The organism is Duganella sp. S19_KUP01_CR8, from assembly GCF_036688705.1.
In the GTDB taxonomy this organism is placed as follows: Bacteria; Pseudomonadota; Gammaproteobacteria; order Burkholderiales; family Burkholderiaceae_D; genus Rugamonas.
Window position 1 is genome coordinate 362,401 of the sequence record NZ_JAQQPR010000001.1, and the last position, 23,787, is coordinate 386,187.

The following is a 23,787-nucleotide window of genomic DNA, read 5'->3' on the forward strand; positions in this document are numbered from 1 at the left end:
ATTAAATTTGAGCAGAAAAACACTCTAATTCGGTGCGGAACGCTTCTCAGTACATAAAACATTGTTTGAATATTAAAAAGCAGGGAAAGTATTGCGGGGGCGTCGCGGGCGTGCAACATGCTGGTGCGTAGGAAGGGGGGCAGGTGCCGTCCGGTCGCGTACACATGACGTTACATTAATGCCACAGTTGTCGCTGCCCAGAACGCAAAAAGCCCCGTCTTCCGAAAAAGACGGGGCTGCAAGGCCGTCGGCGTGGAGCCGATGGCCTGGGGCTTAGAACTTGTAGGAACCTACCAGGTAGAACTGGCGGCCCAGCGGGTCGGCGTAGCGGCCATCGTAGCCAGCCTGGTTACCGCCACCGGCGTTGCGGATGGTGAACGGCGGCGCGATATCGAACAGGTTCTTGATACCGGCGGTCAGCGTGAACTTCTTGCTGAACGCGACCTTGCTCTGCCAGTCGAAGGTGGTGTACGACGATACCTGGCGCTTGAACGCCACGGCGTCGCCCTGGCTGCCGTCGGCGTTCAGCACGTTGACCACGCTGTCGTCTTCGCTGTACACCTGGTCGGTGTAGCCCGAGTGGTAGTTGGCCGTCAGCGCGTGGGTGTAACGGTCGTTGACGCGCAGCGAGGCGGTCAGCTTCGAGATCCAGCGGAAGGTCACGTCCGAGTAGGAGTTGAAGCGGCCGATGTTCTTCTCGACGCCGCTTTCAGGGGTTTCCTGTTCAGCCTTGGTCATGAAGGTACCGGTCCACTGCACGTTCAGCTTGCCGAACGGGGTGGCGGTCTTGTAGGTGTGATCCCAGTCGATACCCTGGAAGTGCGAGGAAGCCAGGTTGAACGGGGTCAGCGCGGCCGCCAGCACGTTTTGCTTCTGGATCGGGTCGAAGTAGCTGCGCAGCAGGCTGTCGTAGACCTTAGGGCTGCCGAACACGGTGTCTTCCGACAGGGTCTGGATCTGGTTGGTCAGCTTGACGTCCCACAGGTCGAAACCGATCGACAGACTAGGCATCGGTTCCAGGCGGAAGCCGGCGGTGAACTGCTTGGACTCCTCTGGCTTCAGCGCGCCGGCGCCGGTTGCGCCGTTACCACCGGTCAGCAGATTGTATTCCGACGAACCAGGGTTGCACAGCGGGAAGCGCGGATCGGTAGGCGAGGTGATCGGGCAGGCGTGGAACTGCGACGAACCACCGTTGACCAGCGGCTTGACGATGTTGGTCAGCGTCGGCGCCTTGAAGCCGGTACCGTAGGAACCGCGGATCAGCAGCGACTCGACCGGATTCCAGCGCAGCGCCAGCTTGTAGGTGGCTTTGCTGGCGCTTTCGCCCTGCTTGCCCGGAGCAATCAGGTTGCCTGCGGTGTCGAAGTTCTTGTCGTTGGTGACGGCGCTGAAATCATCGTAGCGGGTCGATGCGGTCAGGTCCATGTTCTTCATGACCGGCAGCAGCAACTCGGCATACGTACCCCAGTTCTTGCGGGTGGCGTCGATCGGCAGGGCGCCGGCGCCGCCGCCGACGATGGCGTCGGTGAAGTCAGGCTGCTGCTTGTTCTGGCCTTGCGAGTAAGCGTCCGGCGCTTCCGTGTAGTGCTGCTTGGTGTAGTCGGCGCCGACCGCCAGCTGGGCCATGCCGGCTGGCATCGCGAACAGCTCGCTCGAACCGCTGACCTGGAACACGTCGATCTTCGACTTGGTTTCGCTCAGCACGTTGTGCAGTACGGCCGGAGCCAGCACGCCTTGCGAGCTGCCCGACGGTGCGAACGGATCGAACTTGCCGGAGCTGACCAGCGCGTCGAAGGCGTTCAGGCTCATGTAACCACCGGCAGCCGTATCCTTCTGGGTGTTTTCCGAGTGGGTGTACGCGGCGCGGTAGTCGAAGCCCTTGAACGAGCCGTCGACGCCGAAGGCCAGGTGACGGGCGTCGGTCTTGTATTCGTCGGCGCGGCCGCCGGCGTCCACCAGGCGCAGGTTCATCGCCACGCTGGTGACCGATGCCGGGTCGATGCCCAGGCGGGCCAGGTATGGCAGGATCGATTTCTTGTACAGCGCGCTGCCGACCGGGATGCCCAGCGGCTGTGCCGGCGGAGCGTACTGGGCGGTGTTGCTGAACGATGAACCCAGCGCTTCAGCGAAGAAGGTGGTGTCGTTGTTGATCTTGTAGTTCAGCGAGCCGAACAGGGAATCGCGTTTCAGGCCAGGCGTGTCCTGCACGGTGGCGGCGTAGTCGAACAGGCAGCGGTTGCCGACGTTGAACAGGTTGGGGCCGTTGCACTTGCCGGTTTCCAGGAAGTTGGGACCGAACGCTTTGCTGGTGGCGGTGCCGGCGGCGTTCTTGTACTTGACGGTGGCGTTGCCCGGAATCGAGTTCGAGCTCAGCTGGTACAGATTGTATTGCTTGCCGTTGTCCATGAACGGGATCACGCCGCTCTTGGAGAAGTCGCGGTCCTTGGCGTACAGCGCGCGGCTTTCGTCGTGGGCGGCCGAGACCAGGATGTTGTAGCCATCCTTGTCCATTTCGCCCCAGCCTTTGGAGATCGACACGTTGGAGCTCTGTCCACCGCTGCTCTTAGGCGAGTTGAAAGTGCCTTCGACGATCAGGTCGGTCTGGTTTTTCTTCAGGATGAAGTTGACCACGCCGGCAATCGCGTCCGAACCGTACAGCGTGTTGGCGCCGTCGGTCAGGATCTCGACGCGCTCGACCGCGGCCAAAGGAATGCTGGCCAGGTTGACGGTGGAGCCGGAGGTGGCTGGCGCCAGGCGGCGGCCGTTCAACAGCACCAGGGTGTAGCCTTCGCCGATGGCGTGGATCGACGCGGTCTGGATACCACCGCCGCCGCCGTTGACCGACATCGAGGAAGTGGTGAAGCCTTGCATCGATGGCAGCGTCGCGATCAGGTCGGCCACGCTGCTGGCGCCGCTCTGCTCGATCTGAAGCTTGGACAGGGTCTGGACCGGCAGCGCGCCTTCTGCGGTGATGCGCTTGATGCTGGAGCCGGTGATCTCTACGCGCTGGATCGGTGCGTCCGGCGCGGTCTGAGCAACAGCCGCTTGCATGCCGATCGCCAGGCCACTGGCGCAGATCAGGCGTACAGAACGGGACAATACAGTTTCAACCATCATTATTTTTTGCTCCCAATTAAAAACGATGAAACACACGGGTGTGAATTATTTTTTTTATCGGCGATAGCTCGCCGTTCGAAAAAAACACTAACGTTCTTTTCATTTGTTCATCAGATCACCCGGCGACATTTACTGTCAACGGACAAACTTTCAAATCGATAGCTAAAGGTCATTCTTTACGTGATGGCAACAGTGCGCCAAAAACGTACTGAAAAACGCTCTAATTTGGTGCGCGTAGCAAAAAAAACGCGCGAAACATTGCCTGACTATCAAAAAAGAAGCGAATATCTTGCGGGTCCGTCGGGTGCGTGCAACAAGTTGGTGCATTGCAACTCCATGAACCTATATTCATTCCGAAATGCAACGTTACATTTATGCGACAAGAACGGGCCTGCGGGGAATGGTTGTTATTTAATCGCTATCAAGCCGCCATTTCAGCTATGGAAGATTTGTTGTATTGTTTCGGCACTTACCAGCGGCTTGAGGACGCGTATGCAGTGCATTAAATTCGCCGTCGCGGTGGCCGCCGCATGCTGGTGCCTGTCGGCGCAGCCGGCGGCGCCGGTCAAGACCCTGCGTTACATCCTGCCGGCCGCCGAAGCGAGCTTCGATCCGGCCCTGGGACGGGATCTCTACACCGGCCACATCACCGAAGCGATCTTCGAAACCCTGTACACCTACGATTACCTGGCGCGGCCGGTCAAGCTGGCGCCGGAGACGGCGGCGGCCCTGCCGGAAGTGTCGGCCGACGGCCGCACCTACCTGATCCGCCTCAAGCCGGGTGTCCACTTCACGCCCGACCCGGCGTTCGGCGGCAAGCCGCGCGAGCTGACCGTGGCCGATTACGTCTATTCGTGGAAGCGGCTGTTCGACCCTAAGCTGGCCTCGCCGAACAGCTGGCTGCTGGAAGGCAAGGTCGTGGGCCTGGACGCGCTGGCCGAGCAGGCCAAAAAGACCGGCCGCTTCGACTACGACGCACCTGTGCCCGGATTCGAGCAGGTCGACCGCTACACGCTGCGCATCCACCTTACGCATACCGACTTCAGCCTGGGCATGATCCTGGCCTACGAACCGATGGCGGCGGTGGCGCGCGAGGTTGTGGAGAAATACGGCGACAGCAAGGGCGAGGTGGCCGGCCATCCGGTCGGCACCGGCGTCTACCGGCTGGGGCAGTGGATACGCGGCAGCCGCATCGTGCTGGAAGAGAACCCCGGCCACCGCGCCGAGTTCTGGGACTTCGAGCCCAGCGCCGAGGACCGCGCCGACGACGAGCGCATCGTGCGCCAGATGAAGGGCAAGAAGATCCCGCAGATCGGCCGCATCGAGATCAGCATCCAGCTGGAGGACCAGTCGCGCTGGCTGTCCTTCACCAGCGGCGAGGCCGACTTGTTCTGGCTGGACGGTCCGCTGTCGCCCAAGGGCCTGGTCGACGGCAAGCTGCGGCCGGAGCTGGCCGCGCGCGGCATCCAGCTGTCGCGCATCGTCGATCCGGTGCTGACCTATTACTACTGGAATATGCGCGACCCGGTGGTGGGCGGCTTCGGCAAGGAGAAGATCGCGCTGCGGCGCGCGATCGCGATGGCGCACGACGTCGACGAGGAAATCCGCCTGGTGCTCAACAGCGAGGCGCGGCGGCTGGAATTCCCGATCCCGCCCGGCGTGGCCGGCCACGATCCCGCCTACCAAGGGCTGCTGCGCTACGATCCGGCGCTGGCCAACCAGCTGCTGGACCGCTACGGCTACAAGAAGGGCGCGGACGGCTGGCGCACCCTGCCGGACGGCAAGCCGCTGCTGATCCACTACACTTCGCGCAACGAGGCGGCCGGCGTGCTGATGGCCGAGCTGTGGCGCAAGACCTACAACCGGCTCGGCATCCGCATGGAAAACCAGCGCATGATCTTCAGCGACATCCAGCAGGCCGAGCTGCTGTGCAAGCTGCAGACCCGCACTTATCAGTGGATGGCCGACTACCCGGACGGCGACAATTTCATGCAGCTGTTCTACGGCAAGAACATCAACCAGAACAACAACGGCTGCTACCAGGACGCCCAGTTCGACCAGTGGTACGAAGCCAGCCACCGCATGCCGCCGGGACCGCAGCGCGACGCGTTGTACCGCAAGATGGCGCGGCTGCTGGAAGTGCAGGCGGCGGCCATGCCGGCCTATTCGCGCTACCGCAGCATGCTGGCGCAACCGGCCGTGCTGGGGTATAAGAAGCATCCCATCCTGCATCAGGAATGGAAGTACATCGATATCGAGCGCAAGGACCAGGAATGATTGCTTATGTTGTGCGCCGCCTGTGGCAGATGTTGCCGACCATGCTGGGCGTGGTGCTGCTGGTGTTCGTGCTGTTCAACTGGGTGGGCGGCGATCCTGCCTTCATCCTGGCCGGCAAGATGGCCAACGCCGACAGCATCGCCAACATCCGCCACCAGTTGGGCGTCGATGAACCGTCCTACGTGCAGCTGTGGATCTTCATCAAGCAGATCGCCACTTTCGATTTCGGCCTGAGCTGGGCGACCGGCGAGCCGGTGTCCCACATCATCGCCACACGATTGGGGCCTTCGTTGACGGTGCTGCTGCCGCTGACCTTGCTGGAGACCTTGCTGGGCATCGCGCTGGCGCTGACGGTGGCCTTCGTGCGCGGCTCGCTGACCGACCGCGCGGTGATGATCGCCTGCACCGTCGGCATGTCGATCAGCATCCTAGTGTACATCATCGTGTTCCAGTACGGCCTGGCTTACAAGCTGGGCTTGTTCCCGGTGCAGGGCTGGGGCGAGAGCTTCTGGGAGAACCTGCTGCGCTACGCCACCTTGCCGATTCTGATCGGGCTGGCGGTGTCGATCGCGCCGACCTTGCGGCTGTACCGCAGCTTCGTGCTGGACGAGGTGGGGCAGGACTATGTGCGCACCGCGCGCGCCAAGGGCCTGAGCGAACGCCGCGTGATGTGGGTGCACGTGCTGCGCAACGCGGCCATCCCCATCATCACGCATGTGATGGCCAACCTGCCGGCGCTGCTGATCGGCGCCTTCCTGCTGGAACGCTTCTTCGGCATTCCCGGCATCGGGCGCGAGGTGATCCTGGCGGTGGAGCGCAGCGACTTCCCGGTGATCAAGGCGATCACCGTCTACGTGGCGGCGGCCACCATGCTGTTCAACCTGTTGACGGACTTGATGTACCAGGCGGTCGATCCGCGGGTGCAGCTGACATGACGGCCGTCGTGCACAACGTCTCGCCGGGACTGTGGCGCCTGGCTTGGCTGCGCTTGCGCGCGGACCGCGTGGCGATGGTGTCGCTGGCCGTGGTGGCGACCTTCCTGTTGATGCTGGCGCTGTCCGCCAGCGGGCTGATCGTGGCCGACTGGGAGGACGAGGTCGGCGTCAATTATGCGCCGCCCGGTTTTGTCGGCGCGATGCAGGCGGCGCCCGCCACCCCGGTCCAGGCAGCGCAAGCCTTGCCGGACAATCCCTTCGATCCGCTGGCCGATGACATCCGCGCCTTGCGCGCGCAGCTCGCCGGGGAGGGCGCGCCCGACATGTATGGCGTGATCGATCCGTTGGCCGACGATCTCGCGCAGCTGCGCGGGCGGGCGCGGGCGGGCGATGCCGCCGCAGGCCCTGCTGGCGCTGGTCGTCTGGCGACCCTGCCGTTCGGCGGCGACAAATGGGGCCACGACATCATCAAGAAAACCATCAAGGGCGGCGAGACGTCGATCGTGGTCGGCCTGGTGGCGGCCTTGCTGGCGGTCAGCCTGGGCACGCTGTTCGGCGCCTTGTCCGGCTACTTCGGCGGCGTGGTGGACGATCTGTTTAACTGGTTCTACAGCATCTTCACCGCCATCCCGTCGGTGCTGATGATATTGGCCGTGGCCGCCGTATTGCAGCAGAAGGGCGTGCTGACCATCGTGCTGATCCTCGGCCTGACCGGCTGGACCGGCCCGTACCGCCTGATCCGCGCCGAGTACATCAAGCACAAGGCGCGCGAATACGTGCTGGCCGCCGACGCCATCGGCGCCTCGCACTGGCGCAAGATGTTCACGCACATCTTCCCCAACGTCAGCCACGTGGCGCTGGTGCAGATGTCGATCCTGGTGGTGGGCTTCATCAAGGCCGAGGTCATCCTCAGTTTCCTCGGCTTCGGCGTGCCGGTCGGCGTGGTCTCGTGGGGCAGCATGCTCAACGAAGCGCAAAACGAATTGATACTCGGCCGCTGGTGGCAGCTGACCGCCGCCGCCATTGCCATGGCGCTGCTGGTGACGGCCTTCTCGCTGTTCACCGACGCGCTGCGCGACGCCCTCGATCCCAAGGTGAAATAATGAGCGATAACACTTTGCTGGAGATCGCCGACCTGCGCATCGCCTTCCGCACCGACCGCCGCACCACGGTGGAGGCGGTCAAAGGCGTGTCGTTCCGTGTGCCGCGCAACGCCACCGTCGCGCTGGTGGGCGAATCGGGCAGCGGCAAGTCGGTCAGCTCGCTCGCCGTGATGGGCCTGCTGCCACCGGACACCACCGTCATCGACCCGTCCAGCCGCATCCGCTTCGACGGCCGCGACTTGCTGGCCTTGTCCGCCGACCAGCGCCGCGCCCTGTGCGGCAAGGACATCGCGATGATCTTCCAGGAACCGATGTCGTCGCTGAACCCGGTCTTCACGGTCGGCGCGCAGATCGGCGAAGTGCTGCGCCTGCACATGGGCATGAGCGCGGCCCAGGCCCGCCGCCGCACGCTGGAGTTGCTGGACGAAGTCGGCATCCCCGACCCGGCCGTCAAGATCGACGCCTATCCCAGCCAGATGTCCGGCGGCCAGCAACAGCGGGTGATGATCGCCATGGCCATCGCCTGCGAACCCAAGCTGCTGATCGCCGACGAGCCGACCACCGCGCTCGACGTCACGATCCAGAAGCAGATCATGGAGCTGATCGCGCGCCTGCAAAAACGCCATGCGATGGCGGTGCTGTTCATCACCCACGACCTGGGGCTGGTGGCGGAGATCGCCGACCACGTGATCGTCATGCGCCACGGCGAGGTGCGCGAGGCCGGCCCCGCCCAGCAAGTGCTGGAGCGGCCGCGGGACGGCTACACCAAGGCGCTGCTGCATTGCCGGCCGTCGCTGGATGCGCGGCCATGGCACCTGCCGGTGATCGCCGATTACCTGGCTGTTGAGCCGCAGCGTTATGCCGGCGGCGACATCGCCGAAGGGCAGGGCGTAACGCCGCTGCATCCGCTGGAACGCCAGCGCGGCTACCAGCCGGACGATGAGCCGGTGCTGGTGGTGAACAATCTGAGCAAGAGCTTCTATGTGCGCGAAGGCTGGTTCGGCCAGCGCGAGTTCCGGGCCGTGAAGGATGTATCGTTCACGCTGGCGCGCGGCAAGACCCTGGGCGTGGTGGGGGAATCCGGTTCCGGCAAGACCACCGTCGGCCTGACCCTGCTGCGGCTGCACCAGGCCACCGGCGGCAGCGCCATGTTCGACGGCCGCGACCTGCTGGCGATGACTGCGCGCGAGTTCCAGGCCTACAAGCGCCGCATCCAGATCATCTTCCAGAACCCGTATGCCTCGCTGAACCCGCGCTTCACGGTGGGGCAGATCCTGCTGGAGCCGATGCGCATCCACCGCATCGGCGCCGACGACCGCGAGCGCACCGCCATCGCCCATGGGCTATTGGAAAAGGTCGGACTGCCCGCATCTGCCTTCCAGCGTTATCCGCACGAGTTTTCCGGCGGCCAGCGGCAGCGCATCGCCATCGCGCGCTGCCTGACGATGAGGCCGGAAATCCTGGTGTGCGACGAATCGGTGTCCGCGCTGGACGTGTCGGTGCAGGCGCAGGTGCTGAACCTGTTGCAGGATTTGCAGGACGAGTTCGGCCTGTCCTACATCTTCATTTCGCACGACCTGTCGGTGGTGAAATACATCGCCGACCAGGTGATGGTGATGCACCAGGGTTCGGTGGTGGAAATGGCCAATTCGGACCAGTTGTACCGCGACCCCGCGCACCCCTACACGCGCGCGCTGCTGGCGGCGATCCCGCGGCACAGTTAAGCGATTTTTAAGATAAGATATCCGTATGGCGAATTTAATCCTTCTATTGCAAGAGTACGGCGTACTGATCGTGTTTGGGATCGTGCTGGTTGAGCAGATCGGCCTGCCGATTCCCGCGTTCCCGCTGCTGATCGTGGCCGGCGCCCTGTCGGTGGACGGCGACAGCAACTGGCTGGCCGTGCTGTCGGTGAGCGTGATCGCCTGCCTGATCAGCGACTATTTCTGGTTCCGCGCCGGCCGCTACTACGGCAAGCGCATCCTGCGCCTGCTGTGCAAGATTTCGCTGTCCCCCGATTACTGCGTCAGCCAGACCGAAGACAATTTCAACCGCTGGGGCCCGAAGGCGCTGGTGGTGGCCAAGTTCATTCCCGGTTTCAATACGATCGCGCCGCCGCTGGCCGGCGCCATGGGCACCAGCAACGCCGCCTTCCTTGGTTTCAGCATCGCCGGCGCCATCGTCTGGAGCGGCACCGGCATCGCCATCGGCGCCGGCTTCCACACCCAGATCGACCAGGTGCTGGAAATCCTGAGCACCATGGGCACCACCGCGCTGATCGTGCTGGGCGTGTTGCTGGTCCTGTTCATCGCCTTTAAATATGTCGAGCGCAAGCGTTTCCGCCAGTCGGTGGAGATCGACCGCATCACCATCGACGAGCTGAAGAAATTACTGGAGCAGGGCAAGGCGCCGGTGCTGGTCGACGCCCGCAGCGTGACGGCGCAGATGCTGGAGCCGGCCGTGCCGGGCGCGCTGCTGTTCAACGGCGGCGAGCCGATCCCGGAACTGATCGCGCTGGACAAGAACCACCACATCATCGTCTATTGCAGCTGCCCGAACGACGTCACCGCCGCCCATGTGGCGAAGGAACTGATCGGCCACGGCTACACCCGCGCCAAGCCGCTGCACGGCGGCCTCGACGCCTGGAACGCCGCCTTCGGCACGCCCCGCGAAGTAGACGAAGGCAATACGGCTTCCGTTTAAGCAATCCGAACAATCCGGGGTCAGGTCCCCCATTTGAGCATCAGCTCGCTTGGATAGCCAAGCTCATGCTCAAATGGGGGACCTGACCCCGGATTTTTTTCACGGGAATGGAAGCGCTTCCGCTGTTTTTGAGGTGGTAAAAAATCGTAGTCATACTACGCAAAAAAAAATCAAATTTGTAATTCCATGTGGCAAAGCTGCTGCATGTGTACTAAAACTACAAACTTCGCTTGCCTCCCTGAGTGAAAATACCTTAAGCTTAGGCCTCAACTATTTTCGATCTATCATGACAGCTCAGTCCCTCCAAACGCCTCCCTCCCTGACCACTGCTTTCCCTGGTGGCCCGCGTCTGCTGGCGGACATCGGCGGTACCAACGCGCGCTTTGCGCTGGAGACCGCCCCGGGCAAGATTGAGGCGATCGAAGTATTGGCTTGCGCCGCATATCCAACCCTGGCCGCCGCCCTGGTTGCCTATCTGGCCTCGCCGACCGTAGCCCAGGCCGGCGTCACCGGCATCCGGAACGGCGCGATTGCCATCGCCAATCCGGTCACCGGCGACATGGTGCGCATGACCAACCACCACTGGGAATTCTCGATCGAGGCGCTGCGCCGCGAAGTCAACTTCGACATCCTGGTCGTCGTCAACGACTTCACCGCGCTGGCGAGCTCGCTGCCGCAGCTGTCCGCCACCCAGAAGCACCAGGTCGGCGGCGGCACCGGCATCGCCGGCACCCCGCTGGGCCTGATCGGCGCCGGCACCGGCCTCGGCGTTTCCGGCCTGATCCCCGGCAAGGACGGCTGGACCGCCTTGCTGAGCGAAGGCGGCCACGTCACCTTCTCGCCGGCCAACGCCACTGAAGTCGCTATCCTGCAATATGCCTGGAAAGAATTCGACCACGTGTCGGCCGAGCGCCTGATGTCCGGCGCCGGCATCGAACTGATCTACCGCGCCCTTGCCGACCACACCGACATGCCGGCCGAAAAGCTGAGCGCCGCCGAAATCTCGCGCCGCGCGCTGGCAGGCGAATGCACGCTGTGCGACGAAGTCATCGAAGCCTTCTGCTGCATGCTGGGCACCGTTGCCGGCAATCTGGCGATCACCCTGGGTGCGCAGGGCGGCATATATATAGGCGGCGGCATCGTCCCGCGCCTGGGCGAACGTTTCGACCGCTCCGGCTTCCGCGCACGCTTCGAAGCCAAGGGCCGTTTCTGCCATTACCTGTCCGAAGTGCCGACCTGGGTCATCACCGCCGAGTACCCTGCATTTGTAGGCGTTTCCGCAATCTTGTCGGAAAGACTTGCTGCCGCGTAAGCCTAGTTACATTTCGATGACGGCGAAATGCGCTTTTTGCCGTTTTATCAGGTACAATTCGGCTTGTTGGATGAAATGTCTTTGATCGGTCACGTGTGTTTTCGCCCGAAAGCTGCGCTCCCCGGCCACGTTTCACGTAGAAAGCAAGGGCCTCGGCCATTGCCGGCATGTCCCTCTCTCCCGCCTGGCGCACATCGGCCCAGGCGTCGGAAAACAGCTTCAGCGAGTTATACCAGCAGGCAGCATCATCGATGCCGGCCATTGCCTCACTGAATGTGATTGAATTCTTTCTTGCATGAAAATGCAACCACAAGATTGCTATGGATACAGCAGAGGCTAAAAGAGTCCTCGAAACCGCTTTGCTATGCGCTCGTGAGCCATTGTCGATCCACAGTCTGAAGAAGCTGTTTGTCGAGGTGGATGACCAGGACAGGCCGCGCGGACCCGGAGTCGGTTCCGATACGATCAAGGAACTGCTCGAAGAATTGAGGCTGGACTGGGCCGGCAAGGGCGTTGAAGTCATCAGCCTGTCGACCGGCTGGCGCTTCCAGAGCCGCCCCGAGATGAAGTTGTACCTCGACCGCATGAACCCGGAAAGGCCGCCCAAGTACTCGCGGGCGACGCTGGAAACACTGGCGATCATCGCCTACCGGCAGCCGGTGACGCGGGGCGATATTGAAGAGATACGCGGCGTAGCCGTCAATTCGCAGACGATCAAGATGCTGGAAGACCGTGGCTGGGTAGACGCCATCGGTTACCGCGACGTCGTCGGCCGCCCGGCATTGCTGGGCACCACCAAGCAGTTTTTAGATGATTTGGGCTTGAATTCGCTGTCCCAGCTGCCTCCTTTGCAGCAAATCAGCGATACGCAAGGCGGTGGCCCGGACATGGCAGCGCTGGAAGCGGCCTTGCAGGAAAACTTTGACAAAGCGGCACACAATGCCGCGCAACAAACAGATGGTACGGATAGCGAGTTGCCAGTGGCCGAAGCAGAAGCCGCGACTAGCCCGGAAGCCGGCCACGAAGCACAAACACAACCCGCGCCCGATGTAACGGTTGACGCTGAGCACAACCAAGAAACGAATAATGAACAATCCTAATTCCCCAGAGACAGTCAACGACGTAGTGCCGGCCGAAGTGGCCGCCAAGCCTAAGCGTCGCACCAAAGCCCAGATCGAGGCCGATACGGCAGCAGCAGCCGCCGGCGATGCGCCAGTCGCCGCCAAGGCCAAGCGCAAGACCAAGGCGGAAGCCGAAGTTGTCGCCGCCGATGCCGATGCGCCGGCCCCGGTGAAGAAGCCGCGCGCCAAGCCGGCCGCCAAGTCGGCCGAAGCCGTCGAGGCCGCGCCGCAAGCCGCCGCGCCTGCGGCAGTCGAAGCGCCGGCCAAGGCCCCGCGCGCCAGGAAGCCGGCCGCCGTGCCGGCAGCAGACGCCGCGCCGGCAGCAGTGCAAGCCGCCCCAGCCGCAGTCTCGGCTCCAGCAGTTGAAGCGCAAGCCGCTCCTGCCGAAGGCGAGCGCGCAGCACGCGGTCCGCGCGGTCCGCGTGGCCCACGCCAGATGCGCGAACAGCGCGCCGTGCGTGAAGCCATGATGCCTCCGCGTCCTGAACCGGTGGCCGCCGCCGAAGGCGAAGCCGCTGCCGCAGTCGACGGCGCAGCGCCAACCGAAGGCGGCAAGCCACGCCACGAGCGCGGCCCACGTCCTGACGGCCAGCGTAACGGCAAGAACGGCAAAGGCAAGAACGGCAAGCCGCAACGCGGCGGCCCGAACGCCGGCGGCACCAAGCTCAACGATGCGGATGCCGCATTCTCCTACGCCACTTCGGACGCTTTCGACAGCGACGAGCCGGCCAAGGGCCGTCACGCCGCACCGAAAGTGGTGCGCCGCGACCTGACCTCGGACGACGACGCGCCGAAGCTGCACAAAGTCCTGGCCGAAGCCGGCCTGGGTTCGCGCCGCGACATGGAAGACCTGATCGTTGCCGGCCGCGTGTCGGTCAACGGCGAGCCGGCCCACATCGGCCAGCGCATCCTGCCGACCGATGCCGTGCGCATCAACGGCAAGCTGATCCAGCGCCGCGTCAGTAAGAAGCCGCCGCGCGTGCTGGTGTACCACAAGCCAGCCGGCGAAATCGTCTCGATGGACGATCCGGAAGGCCGTCCATCGGTGTTCGATCGCCTGCCGACCATGAAGGCCGGCAAATGGCTGGCCGTCGGTCGCCTGGACTTCAACACCGAAGGCCTGCTGCTGTTCACCACTTCCGGTGACCTGGCCAACCGCCTGATGCACCCGCGCTACCACATCGACCGTGAGTACGCAGTGCGTACGCTGGGCGTGCTGGAAGAGGGCATGCGCCAGAAGCTGCTGGCCGGCGTCGAGCTGGAAGACGGCCTGGCGCAGTTCACCAAGATCGCTGATGGCGGCGGCGAAGGCATCAACAAGTGGTACCGCGTGATCATCGGCGAAGGCCGTAACCGCGAAGTGCGCCGCATGTTCGAAGCGATCGGCCTGACCGTGTCGCGCCTGATCCGTACCCGCTACGGCGCGATGACCTTGCCAAGCAGCCTGAAACGCGGCCGCTGGGAAGAGCTGGAAGAGAACACCGTGCGCGACATGTTGAGCGCGTACGGCGTCGACAAGAAGGGCAGCGATGCGCCGGCCGCGCCGCGCGGCAAAGGCCCGCAGCAAGCCAAGCCGGCCCAGAACAAGGGTCCGGAAAAGCGTCCGCAGCGCGGCCGCGACGCCGAGCGCGATGATCGCGATTTCGACGACGACGAGGACGATCACGACGAACCGAACTTCAACCGCGCCGACGTCAGCAATGACAACGCCATGCCATTCGCCAAGGCCCCACGCGGCAATGGCCGTGGCCAGGGTGGTTTCGGTGGCGGCCAGGGCCGTCCGGGTGGTGGTGGCCAGGGTCGTCCAGGCGGCGCCCAGGGCAGCGGTCGTCCAGGCGGCAATGGCCAGGGTCGTCCGGCCGGCGCGCAGACGTCCAGCCGTCCAGGCGGTCGTCCGCAAGGCATCGGCGGTTACGCCGGCGGCCGTCCGCTGGGCGAAGGCCCGGCGCGTCCGCAGGGCCAGGGCGGTCGTCCGCAAGGCCAGGGTCGTCCGCAAGGTGGCCAAGGTGGGCAGGGCGGCCAAGGCGGTCAAGGCGGCCAGGGCGGCGGTCAATCGGCCAAGGGTCCGAGCCGCGGTCCGCGTCAGCCGGATCCGCTGCAAACCACCTTCGGCTTTGGCAATGCCGGCGCGCCGCGCCGCAACCAGCCACCGCGTGGCGGCGCCATCGATCATGGCATGCCGCGCCGCCGCAAGGGTTAATTGTCGGCCTTACCCCCGCAAGGCGATGACGCCGCGGGGTCTGACCCCAGGCGGGGTCAGACCCCTCTTGCGCAGTGCGGGGTAAAACGCCGCATCGCCCCTGTTTTCGGGGCTTGTAGCCGGTTATGAACTGTTGCGTACCTGCTTTTCCGCCCCGTGCGGCATTGCAGCGCAGATCATATAAGGTTATAATAACCAGCCTAGTAAAAGTTCTTCTCGGGTTACTTCCCTAAGAATGCTTTCATCTGGCTGGTATTACAAGAAGATGGGCAGATGCCCATTTTTTTTTTGGTGAACCGTTTTGAACGGCCTGTTTTTAATAAGTTGGAAACAGGCCTTGATTTGGAGAATTTCTTGCAGCTGCCGGATTTAATTGAAAAGACCGTCGCCGGTCTGGGCTATGAGCTGGTTGATGTCGAACGGGCCGAGCGCGGAGTGCTGCGCGTGTTTATCGATTTCACCGCCGCCGATGCCGAAGAAAAAGGCCCGATCACCGTAGAGGATTGCGCTACGGTCAGTCATCAGCTGTCGCACGTGCTGACGGTCGAGAACGTGAATTACGAGCGTCTCGAAATCTCGTCGCCAGGGCTGGATCGCCCGGTGCGCAAGCTGGAAGATTTCGTGCGTTTTGCCGGTTGCGAAGCAATCGTCAAACTGCGCACCGCGATGCCGGGTACGAACAACCGGAAATCGTTCCAGGGGATTCTGCAAGAACCCCAGGGCGATAATTTGTCGTTGGAATTTGAAGGTACTGATGGTCCGGCGCTGTTGGAGTTTACGCTCGCCGATATGGATAAGGCACGCTTGGTGCCACAGGTGGTTTTTAAGGGACGCAAAGCATGAGTCGCGAAGTTTTGTTATTGGTAGACGCGCTGGCGCGTGAGAAAAACGTCGATAAAGATGTGGTTTTCGGCGCGTTGGAGTTCGCGTTGGCGCAAGCCACGAAGAAACGCTATGAAGGTGAAGTCGATATCCGCGTTTCGATCGACCGCGAGTCGGGTGAGTTCGAATCCTTCCGCCGCTGGCACGTTGTGCCCGACGAGGCTGGCCTGCAACTGCCGGACCAGGAAATCCTGCACTTCGAAGCCAAGGAACAGATTCCGGACATCGAAGTGGACGACCACATCGAAGAGCCTATCGAATCCGTCGAATTCGGCCGCCGCTTTGCGCAAGACACCAAACAGGTCGTCCTGCAGCGCGTGCGTGACGCCGAGCGCGAACAGATCCTGGTGGACTTCCTGGAACGCGGCGACTCGCTCGTCACGGGCACCATCAAGCGCATGGAACGCGGCGATGCAATCGTCGAATCGGGCAAGATCGAAGCCCGCCTGCCACGCGACCAGATGATCCCGAAAGAAAACCTGCGTATCGGTGACCGCGTCCGCGCCTTCATCCTGCGTATCGACCGCAATATGCGCGGCCCGCAAGTGATCCTGTCGCGCACCGCTCCAGACTTCATCATGAAGCTGTTCGAGCTGGAAGTGCCGGAAATCGAGCAAGGCATGCTGGAAATTAAATCGGCGGCACGCGATGCCGGCGTCCGCGCCAAGATCGCCGTCTACACGGCCGACAAGCGCATCGACCCGATCGGTACCTGCGTCGGCATGCGCGGTTCGCGCGTGCAGGCCGTGACCGGTGAGCTGGGCGGCGAACGCGTCGACATCGTGCTGTGGTCCGAAGATCCGGCGCAATTCGTTATCGGCGCGCTGGCTCCGGCCAATGTCTCGTCGATCATGGTCGACGAAGAGAAGCACGCGATGGACGTCGTGGTCGACGAAGAAAACCTGGCGATTGCGATCGGCCGCTCCGGCCAGAACGTGCGCCTGGCTTCCGACCTGACCGGCTGGAAGATCAACATCATGACGGCCGAAGAATCGGCCGACAAGGCAGCCCAGGAAACCGCGGCAGTGCGTGCACTGTTCATGGAAAAACTGGACGTCGACCAGGAAGTCGCCGACATCCTGGTGGAAGAGGGCTTTGCCAGCCTGGAAGAAATCGCCTACGTGCCGATCTCCGAAATGCTGGAAATCGAATCGTTCGACGAAGATACCGTCAACGAACTGCGCACCCGCGCCCGTGACGCCCTGGTCACCGAAGCGATCGCTTCGGAAGAAGGCCTGGAAGGCATGGACGAGGCGCTGGTCGGTCTGGAAGGCATGGACCGCATCACCGCCGGCAAGCTGGGCCTGGCTGGTATCAAGACTGTAGAAGCATTTGCTGCACTGGCTTACGACGAATTTGGCGCCATTTTGGCCCTGTCCGCCGACCGTGCACGAGAACTGATTAAGAGTGAATTTGAAGATGTGACCGACGATGAGATGAAGTTGGTTGACTCAAAGTACGACGATCGTGCCAAAGGCTTGCAAGCCAAGGCATGGAGTCTTGCCGAATCCGCAAAGGCTTAATTTGAGTATCTTTATCATCTCCGCGACACATAGAAAAGAGGACTGAATGGCGAGTAACAACGTAGCCCAATTTGCCACCGAACTGAAGATGCCTGCAGATTTGCTGCTGACGCAGCTGCGTTCTGCCGGCGTCGAAAAAAGTTCGACGTCAGATCCATTGTCGAAAGATGATAAGGATAAGCTGCTTGATCACTTGCGCCGTACCCACGGTGCATCGGCTGATACCGAAAAGAAGAAGATCACGCTGACGCGCAAAGAAACCACTGAAATCAAGCAGGCCGACGCCAATGGCAAGGCCCGCACGATTCAGGTCGCTGTGAAGAAGGTACGCACCTTCGTCCAGCGCGACGAGCCGGTTGCTGCCGCGCCGGCGGCGCCTGCCGCTCCGGTGGTGGACGAGGCCGAAGTCGCTCGCCGTGAAGAAGAAGCACGTAAGCAAGCAGAACTGATCGCACGTCAGGAAGCGGAACTGCGCGAGAAGCAGGAACGCCTGGCCAAGCTGGAATCGGAGAAGGAAGCGCAAGCGAAAGCCACCGCCGCCGCCGAAGCCGAAGCCAAGAAGGAAGCCGACTCCGAAGCGAAGAAAGCCGCCGCCAAGGCTGCTGCCGCCGCGACCGCCACCGCTGCCGGCGCTGCGCCGGTTGTGGCCGACGCCGCCGCCGAAGAGAAGAAGAAAGCCGCTGCCGACGAAGCCAAGAAGAAGGCCGCCGCCGCCGCCAAGGAAGCCGCCGACAAAGCGGCCGCCACCGAGCTGGCACGCAAGGCCGTGGCTGACGAAGTCGCCCAGATCAAGGCCATGATGAACGCGCCGCGTCGCGCCATCAAAGCCCCTGAACCAGTGCCTGTGCCGGTCAAGGCCAAGGTTGCCGAAGGTACGCTGCACAAGCCAGCCACCGGCGCCGTCGCCAAACCGGGCGACAAGCCTGGCGACAAGAAGCCTGTCACCGCGGACAAGAAGTCGATCAAGTCGGCCAATGTCTCGTCGACCTGGCAGGACGACGCCAAGAAACGCGGCGCACCTGGCAGCACCGCCAACAAGGGCCGTGGCAACACCGGTTCCGGTGGCCGTGACGGCTGGCGCAGTGGTGGCAAGGGTGGCGGCCGTCGTGGCTCGCACTCCGATGACCGCGAAACCAATTTCCAGGCGCCGACCGAAGCCGTCATCAAAGACGTCTACGTGCCGGAAACCATCACCGTGGCCGAACTGGCGCACAAGATGTCCGTCAAGGCTTCCGAAGTCATCAAGCAACTGATGAAGCTGGGCCAGATGTGCACCATCAACCAGGTGCTGGACCAGGAAACCGCGATGATTCTGGTCGAGGAAATGGGCCACAAGGCGTTCGCCGCCGAGATGGACGATCCGGAAGCACTGCTGGCCGACCAGGGTGAGCACGCTCACTTTGAATCGCTGCCGCGCGCTCCCGTGGTCACCGTCATGGGTCACGTCGACCACGGTAAGACCTCGCTGCTGGATTACATCCGCCGCGCCAAAGTGGCGTCGGGCGAAGCCGGCGGCATTACCCAGCACATCGGCGCTTACCACGTCGACACGCCGGGCGGCATGATCACCTTCCTCGATACGCCAGGTCACGAAGCCTTTACGGCCATGCGTGCCCGCGGTGCGAAAGCAACCGACATCGTCATCCTGGTGGTGGCGGCCGACGACGGCGTGATGCCGCAAACGAAGGAAGCGATCGCCCACGCGAAAGCGGCCGGCGTGCCTCTGGTTGTCGCGATCAACAAGATCGACAAACCGGGCGGCAACGTTGACCGTGTAACGCAGGAACTGGTTGCCGAACAAGTGGTGCCGGAAGAATACGGTGGCGAATCGCCATTCGTGCCGGTGTCGGCCAAGACCGGCCAGGGCATCGACGCCCTGCTGGAACAGGTGCTGCTGCAAGCCGAAGTACTGGAACTGAAGGCCCCGATCGATGCGCCTGCGCGCGGTCTGGTGGTCGAGGGGCGTCTGGACAAGGGCAAGGGCCCGGTCGCGACCATCCTGGTGCAATCCGGTACGCTGAAGCGCGGCGACGTGATCCTGGCTGGCTCCTCCTTCGGTCGCGTTCGTGCGATGCTGGACGAGAACGGCAAGTCGATCAACGAAGCCGGTCCTTCGATCCCGGTCGAAATCCAGGGCCTGACCGAAGTGCCGCAAGCCGGTGAAGAAGTCATGGTCATGGCTGACGAGCGTAAAGCCCGTGAGATCGGCCTGTTCCGTCAAGGTAAGTTCCGCGACGTGAAACTGGCCAAGCAGCAAGCCGCGAAGCTGGAAAACATGTTCGACCAGATGGCCGAAGGCGAAGTCAAGAACCTGCCGCTGATCATCAAGACCGACGTGCAGGGTTCGCAGGAGGCGTTGGTCAGCTCGCTGCAGAAACTGTCGACTTCCGAAGTGCGCGTACAGGTTGTGCACGCAGCGGTCGGCGGCATCACCGAATCGGACGTCAACCTGGCGGTCGCCTCGAAAGCGGTCATCATCGGCTTCAACGCCCGTGCCGATGCACAGGCGCGCAAGCTGGCCGAGTCGAACGGCGTGGACATCCGCTACTACAACATCATTTACGATGCGATCGACGAGATCAAATCGGCGTTGTCGGGCATGTTGGCACCGGAGAAGCGCGAAACCGTTATCGGTCAGGTCGAGATTCGCCAGGTTATCCTGGTCTCGAAAGTCGGCGCCATCGCCGGTTGCCTGGTCACCGATGGCGTGGTCAAGCGTTCGTCCTCGGTACGCCTGCTGCGCAACAACATCGTGGTGTGGACCGGCGAGATCGACTCGCTCAAACGCTTCAAGGACGATGCGAAAGACGTACGCGCCGGCCTGGAATGCGGTCTGTCGCTGAAGAACTACAACGACATCCAGGTGGGCGACTCCCTGGAAGTGTTCGAAGTTCAGGAAATCGCTCGTACGCTGTAATCAGTTGCGATTAGAGTAGTTTTAACCGGGTGGACGGGAGCATACTTGCTACCGTCCACTTGGCGTTTATGGAAAGCAGTACCGTATATCATGGCTAAACATAGTAAAAACATACCCCAGCGCGGTCAGCGCGTGGCCGACCAGATCCAGCGCGACCTGTCCGAAATCATCGCTTACGAGCTGAAGGACCCGCGCGTCGGCATGATCACCATCACCGAAGTGCAGGTGACCCCGGATTACGCGCACGCCAAGATCTTCTTCACCATGCTGAAAGACAGCAAGGAGCAGGTCAAGAACACCGTCGACGGCCTGTCCGCCGCGGCCGGCTATATGCGCGGCCAGCTGGGCAAGCGCCTGCACATCCACACGCTGCCGATGCTGCACTTCGTGCACGACACCTCGACCGCGCGCGGCATGGAACTGTCCTTGCTGATCGACCAGGCCAACAGCACCCGCTCGCTGGACGACGACCAGGCGCCGGCCGAAGAGGGCAAGGACGCGGAGTAATCCTGCGTTCTATGGATTCCCGCCTGCGCGGGAATGACGCTGCGCGCCGTCGTTCCCGCGAACGCGGGAACCCATACTGAGCATCCAATACCTATGAAGCAAAACCATCCTAAAAAAGTCCGCGACCTGGTCGACGGCGTGCTGCTGCTCGACAAGCCGGTCGGCTTCTCCAGCAACGATGCACTGATCAAGGCCAAGCGCGTGCTGAACGCCAAGAAGGCCGGCCACACCGGCACCCTGGACCCGTTCGCCACCGGCCTGCTGCCGCTGTGCTTTGGCGAGGCCACCAAGTTCTCGCAGGACTTGCTGGAAGCCGACAAGACCTACGAAACCACGGTGCACCTGGGCCAGACCACCGACACCGGCGACACCGAGGGCGAAGTCATCGCCAGCCACGACGTCAATGTCACGCTGGAGCAGATCCACGCCGTGCTGGAAAAATTCCGCGGTCCGATCGCGCAAGTGCCGCCGATGTATTCGGCGCTGAAGCGCGACGGCAAGCCGCTGTACGAGTACGCCCGCGCCGGCATCACGCTGGAGCGCGAGGCGCGCAACGTCATCATCCACAAGCTGGAGCTGGTGTCCTACGAGGCGCCGTTCCTGAAGCTGGTGGTCACCTGCAGCAAGGGCACCTACATCCGCGTGCTGGGCCAGGACATCGGCGAAGCGCTCGGCTGCGGCGCCCACCTGAACGCGCTGCGCCGCACCCAGGTCGGCGCGCTGACCATGGACGGCATGCTGACCTTGGAGCAGTTGATCGCCCACGAAGCGCCGCTCAGCCTGCTCGCGCCGGTCGATGCCTTGCTGGCCAGTTTCCCGGCGGTGCAGCTGAACGCCGAGCTGGCCAAGCGCTTCCTCAACGGCCAGCGCCTGGCGCTGGGCAAGGAGCCCGTGGCTGTACCGGCCGAAGAGGGCAGAGTCCGCGTCTACCTGGACGACAAGCTGCTCGGCACCGCCCAGTTGGGCGAGTACAGCATCCTGGCGCCGGAACGTTTGATCGCCTTCGTCAACCCCTAAAGCAAGGGGTCTGACCCCATACGGGGTCAGACCCCGGCCGTAGCGTTTTGCGGGGTACAAGCAACTCTTTGAAAATATTCAGGATTTCAGAGGGAGTTGCACCGCAACATGCTATACTACGCGGTTCCAGAAATTGGCCACTCCCGTACGTCATGTACGCACCCGCAGTTTTTCAGCAAATATAACGACCATGTCTACTACAAAACGCGCAATTCGTAATATCGCCATCATCGCCCACGTTGACCACGGTAAAACTACCCTGGTGGATCAACTGCTGCGTCAGTCCGGCACCTTCCGTGAAAACCAAGCGGTCGACAACCGTGTCATGGACTCGAACGACCTCGAAAAGGAGCGCGGCATTACGATTCTGTCGAAGAACTGCGCTGTTGAGTACGAAGGCACCCACATCAACATCGTCGACACCCCAGGCCACGCCGACTTCGGCGGCGAAGTGGAGCGCGTGCTGTCGATGGTGGACTCGGTTCTGCTGCTGATCGATGCGCAGGAAGGCCCGATGCCACAGACCCGCTTCGTGACCCGCAAGGCACTGGCGCTGGGCCTGAAGCCTATCGTCGTGGTCAACAAGGTCGACCGTCCAGGCGCACGTCCTGAGTGGGCGATCAACCAGACTTTCGAACTGTTCGACAAGCTGGGCGCGACCGATGAACAGCTGGACTTCCCAGTCGTCTACGCTTCGGGCCTGAACGGCTACGCCGGCCTGACCGAAGAAGTGCGCGATGGCGACATGAAGCCGCTGTTCGACGCCATCCTGGAACACGTGCCTGTGCGCGATGACAATCCAGAAGGCCCGCTGCAGATGCAAATCACGTCGCTGGACTACTCGTCCTACGTCGGCAAGATCGGCATTGGCCGCGTCAACCGTGGCACCGTCAAGGTCGGCCAGGACGTCCTGGTCATCAATGGCCCAGGCGCCACCCCGATCAAAGGCCGCATCAACCAGGTGCTGAACTTCAAGGGTCTGGAGCGCGTGCTGGTGAACGAAGCTGTCGCCGGCGACATCTGCCTGATCAACGGTATCGACGAAATCGGCATCGGTTCGACGCTGTGCGCGCTGGACACCCCTGAGCCGCTGCCAATGCTGACCGTCGACGAGCCTACCCTGACCATGAACTTCATGGTCAACAACTCGCCACTGGCCGGCCGCGAAGGCAAGTTCGTCACCTCGCGCCAGCTGCGCGATCGTCTGGACAAAGAACTGAAAGCCAACGTCGCGCTGCGCGTGGCCCCGACCGACGACGACACGATCTTCGAAGTCTCGGGTCGCGGCGAGCTGCACCTGACCATCCTGATCGAAAACATGCGTCGCGAAGGTTTCGAGATGGCCGTGTCGCGTCCACGCGTGGTGTTCAAAATGGTTGATGGCGTGCGCCACGAGCCGTTCGAGCAACTGAGCGTTGACGTCGAAGAAGCCAACCAGGGCGGCGTGATGGAAGAACTGGGCCGTCGTCGTGGCGACCTGCAGAACATGGAATCCGACGGCAAAGGCCGTGTGCGTCTGGAATACAAGATCCCGGCGCGCGGCCTGATCGGCTTCCAGGGCGAATTCATGACCCTGACCCGCGGTACCGGCCTGATGTCGCACGTGTTCGACGAATACGCGCCAGTGGACAACACCAAGGGTGAACTGGGCGGCCGTCGCAACGGCGTGCTGATCTCGCAGGACGACGGCGCAGCCGTGGCCTACGCCATCTGGAAACTGCAGGATCGCGGCCGTATGTTCGTGGTCCACAACGACCCGGTGTACGAAGGCATGATCATCGGTATCCACTCGCGCGACAACGATCTGGTCGTCAACCCGATCAAGGGCAAGCAGCTGACCAACGTGCGTTCGTCGGGTACCGACGAAGCAGTGCGCCTGGTGCCGCCTATCCAGATGTCGCTGGAATACGCCGTGGAATTCATCGACGACGACGAACTGGTGGAAATCACCCCGAAATCGATCCGTCTGCGCAAGCGCTTCCTGAAAGAGCACGAGCGTAAGAAGGCATCGCGCGACGCGTAATACGGCGTCCGCAGCAGTTCAAACCGCCGTCAAGGCGTGAAAGCCGCCCAGTGCAAACTGGGCGGCTTTTTGTCATTTTGACCCTCTGCCGGAGGCTGTTTTCCGAAAAGGGCCGTCTGCGTAAAATTTAGTGGCATGCGAAATCAGCAT

15 protein-coding genes are annotated in these 23,787 nt (G+C 62.5%); 14 read left to right on the forward strand and 1 reads right to left on the reverse strand.

Annotated features, from left to right (window positions below):
- Nucleotides 1-273: 273 nt before the first annotated feature.
- Nucleotides 274-3,099, reverse strand: coding sequence for a TonB-dependent receptor domain-containing protein (locus V6M89_RS01565; RefSeq protein ID WP_332851505.1), 2,826 nt, complete (start codon nt 3,097-3,099; stop codon nt 274-276).
- 510 nt (nt 3,100-3,609) lie between these two features.
- Here V6M89_RS01565 and V6M89_RS01570 point away from each other — a divergent pair.
- The 14 genes from V6M89_RS01570 (at nt 3,610) to typA (ending at nt 23,637) form a co-directional block, all read left to right on the forward strand.
- Nucleotides 3,610-5,394, forward strand: a complete 1,785-nt coding sequence (locus V6M89_RS01570) for an ABC transporter substrate-binding protein (protein WP_332851506.1) — start codon at nt 3,610-3,612, stop codon at nt 5,392-5,394.
- Nucleotides 5,391-6,329, forward strand: coding sequence for an ABC transporter permease (locus V6M89_RS01575; RefSeq protein ID WP_332851507.1), 939 nt, complete (start codon nt 5,391-5,393; stop codon nt 6,327-6,329). Before V6M89_RS01570 ends, V6M89_RS01575 begins: the two co-directional genes overlap by 4 nt.
- A complete protein-coding gene (locus tag V6M89_RS01580; protein WP_332851508.1) occupies nt 6,326-7,432 on the forward strand; it encodes an ABC transporter permease in 1,107 nt (368 codons plus the stop codon). Before V6M89_RS01575 ends, V6M89_RS01580 begins: the two co-directional genes overlap by 4 nt.
- A complete protein-coding gene (locus V6M89_RS01585; protein ID WP_332851509.1) occupies nt 7,432-9,156 on the forward strand; it encodes an ABC transporter ATP-binding protein in 1,725 nt (574 codons plus the stop codon). The genes V6M89_RS01580 and V6M89_RS01585 overlap by 1 nt, the downstream gene beginning before the upstream one ends.
- A 25-nt stretch (nt 9,157-9,181) precedes the next feature.
- Complete coding sequence (locus tag V6M89_RS01590) at nt 9,182-10,135, forward strand: VTT domain-containing protein (RefSeq protein ID WP_332851510.1); 954 nt, start codon at nt 9,182-9,184, stop codon at nt 10,133-10,135.
- 286 nt (nt 10,136-10,421) lie between these two features.
- Nucleotides 10,422-11,447, forward strand: a complete 1,026-nt coding sequence (locus V6M89_RS01595) for a glucokinase (protein ID WP_332851511.1) — start codon at nt 10,422-10,424, stop codon at nt 11,445-11,447.
- 320 nt (nt 11,448-11,767) lie between these two features.
- Nucleotides 11,768-12,547, forward strand: coding sequence for an SMC-Scp complex subunit ScpB (gene scpB, locus V6M89_RS01600; protein WP_116993387.1), 780 nt, complete (start codon nt 11,768-11,770; stop codon nt 12,545-12,547).
- Entirely contained in the window at nt 12,534-14,768 is a 2,235-nt protein-coding gene (locus V6M89_RS01605) for a pseudouridine synthase (RefSeq protein ID WP_332851512.1), read from the forward strand. The genes scpB and V6M89_RS01605 overlap by 14 nt, the downstream gene beginning before the upstream one ends.
- Before the next feature lie 354 nt (nt 14,769-15,122).
- Nucleotides 15,123-15,611 carry a ribosome maturation factor RimP gene (gene rimP / locus V6M89_RS01610; RefSeq protein ID WP_026335094.1) on the forward strand — a complete coding sequence of 163 codons (489 nt, stop codon included), beginning with the start codon at nt 15,123-15,125 and terminating at the stop codon, nt 15,609-15,611.
- Nucleotides 15,608-17,173: a transcription termination factor NusA gene (gene nusA / locus V6M89_RS01615; RefSeq protein ID WP_008445733.1), complete on the forward strand. Its 1,566-nt coding sequence runs from the start codon at nt 15,608-15,610 to the stop codon at nt 17,171-17,173. Before rimP ends, nusA begins: the two co-directional genes overlap by 4 nt.
- 46 nt (nt 17,174-17,219) lie before the next feature.
- A complete protein-coding gene (gene infB, locus V6M89_RS01620; protein ID WP_332851513.1) occupies nt 17,220-20,090 on the forward strand; it encodes a translation initiation factor IF-2 in 2,871 nt (956 codons plus the stop codon).
- Nucleotides 20,091-20,180: 90 nt separating this feature from the next.
- Entirely contained in the window at nt 20,181-20,597 is a 417-nt protein-coding gene (gene rbfA, locus V6M89_RS01625; protein WP_332851514.1) for a 30S ribosome-binding factor RbfA, read from the forward strand.
- Between the two features lie 93 nt (nt 20,598-20,690).
- The gene (truB, locus tag V6M89_RS01630; protein ID WP_332851515.1) at nt 20,691-21,614 is read left to right on the forward strand and encodes a tRNA pseudouridine(55) synthase TruB; all 924 of its coding nucleotides are present in this window, start codon (nt 20,691-20,693) and stop codon (nt 21,612-21,614) included.
- A gap of 190 nt (nt 21,615-21,804) precedes the next feature.
- On the forward strand, nt 21,805-23,637 hold the full coding sequence (typA, locus tag V6M89_RS01635) for a translational GTPase TypA (RefSeq protein ID WP_332851516.1): 1,833 nt from the start codon (nt 21,805-21,807) through the stop codon (nt 23,635-23,637).
- Nucleotides 23,638-23,787 lie beyond the last annotated feature (150 nt).

Coding starts and splice junctions, on each gene's coding strand:
- V6M89_RS01570 (WP_332851506.1), top strand. CDS start 3,610: ATGCAGTGCATTAAATTCGCCGTCGCGGTGGCCGCCGCATGCTGGTGC.
- V6M89_RS01575 (WP_332851507.1), top strand. CDS start 5,391: ATGATTGCTTATGTTGTGCGCCGCCTGTGGCAGATGTTGCCGACCATG.
- V6M89_RS01580 (WP_332851508.1), top strand. CDS start 6,326: ATGACGGCCGTCGTGCACAACGTCTCGCCGGGACTGTGGCGCCTGGCT.
- V6M89_RS01585 (WP_332851509.1), top strand. CDS start 7,432: ATGAGCGATAACACTTTGCTGGAGATCGCCGACCTGCGCATCGCCTTC.
- V6M89_RS01590 (WP_332851510.1), top strand. CDS start 9,182: ATGGCGAATTTAATCCTTCTATTGCAAGAGTACGGCGTACTGATCGTG.
- V6M89_RS01595 (WP_332851511.1), top strand. CDS start 10,422: ATGACAGCTCAGTCCCTCCAAACGCCTCCCTCCCTGACCACTGCTTTC.
- scpB (WP_116993387.1), top strand. CDS start 11,768: ATGGATACAGCAGAGGCTAAAAGAGTCCTCGAAACCGCTTTGCTATGC.
- V6M89_RS01605 (WP_332851512.1), top strand. CDS start 12,534: ATGAACAATCCTAATTCCCCAGAGACAGTCAACGACGTAGTGCCGGCC.
- nusA (WP_008445733.1), top strand. CDS start 15,608: ATGAGTCGCGAAGTTTTGTTATTGGTAGACGCGCTGGCGCGTGAGAAA.
- infB (WP_332851513.1), top strand. CDS start 17,220: ATGGCGAGTAACAACGTAGCCCAATTTGCCACCGAACTGAAGATGCCT.
- rbfA (WP_332851514.1), top strand. CDS start 20,181: ATGGCTAAACATAGTAAAAACATACCCCAGCGCGGTCAGCGCGTGGCC.
- truB (WP_332851515.1), top strand. CDS start 20,691: ATGAAGCAAAACCATCCTAAAAAAGTCCGCGACCTGGTCGACGGCGTG.
- typA (WP_332851516.1), top strand. CDS start 21,805: ATGTCTACTACAAAACGCGCAATTCGTAATATCGCCATCATCGCCCAC.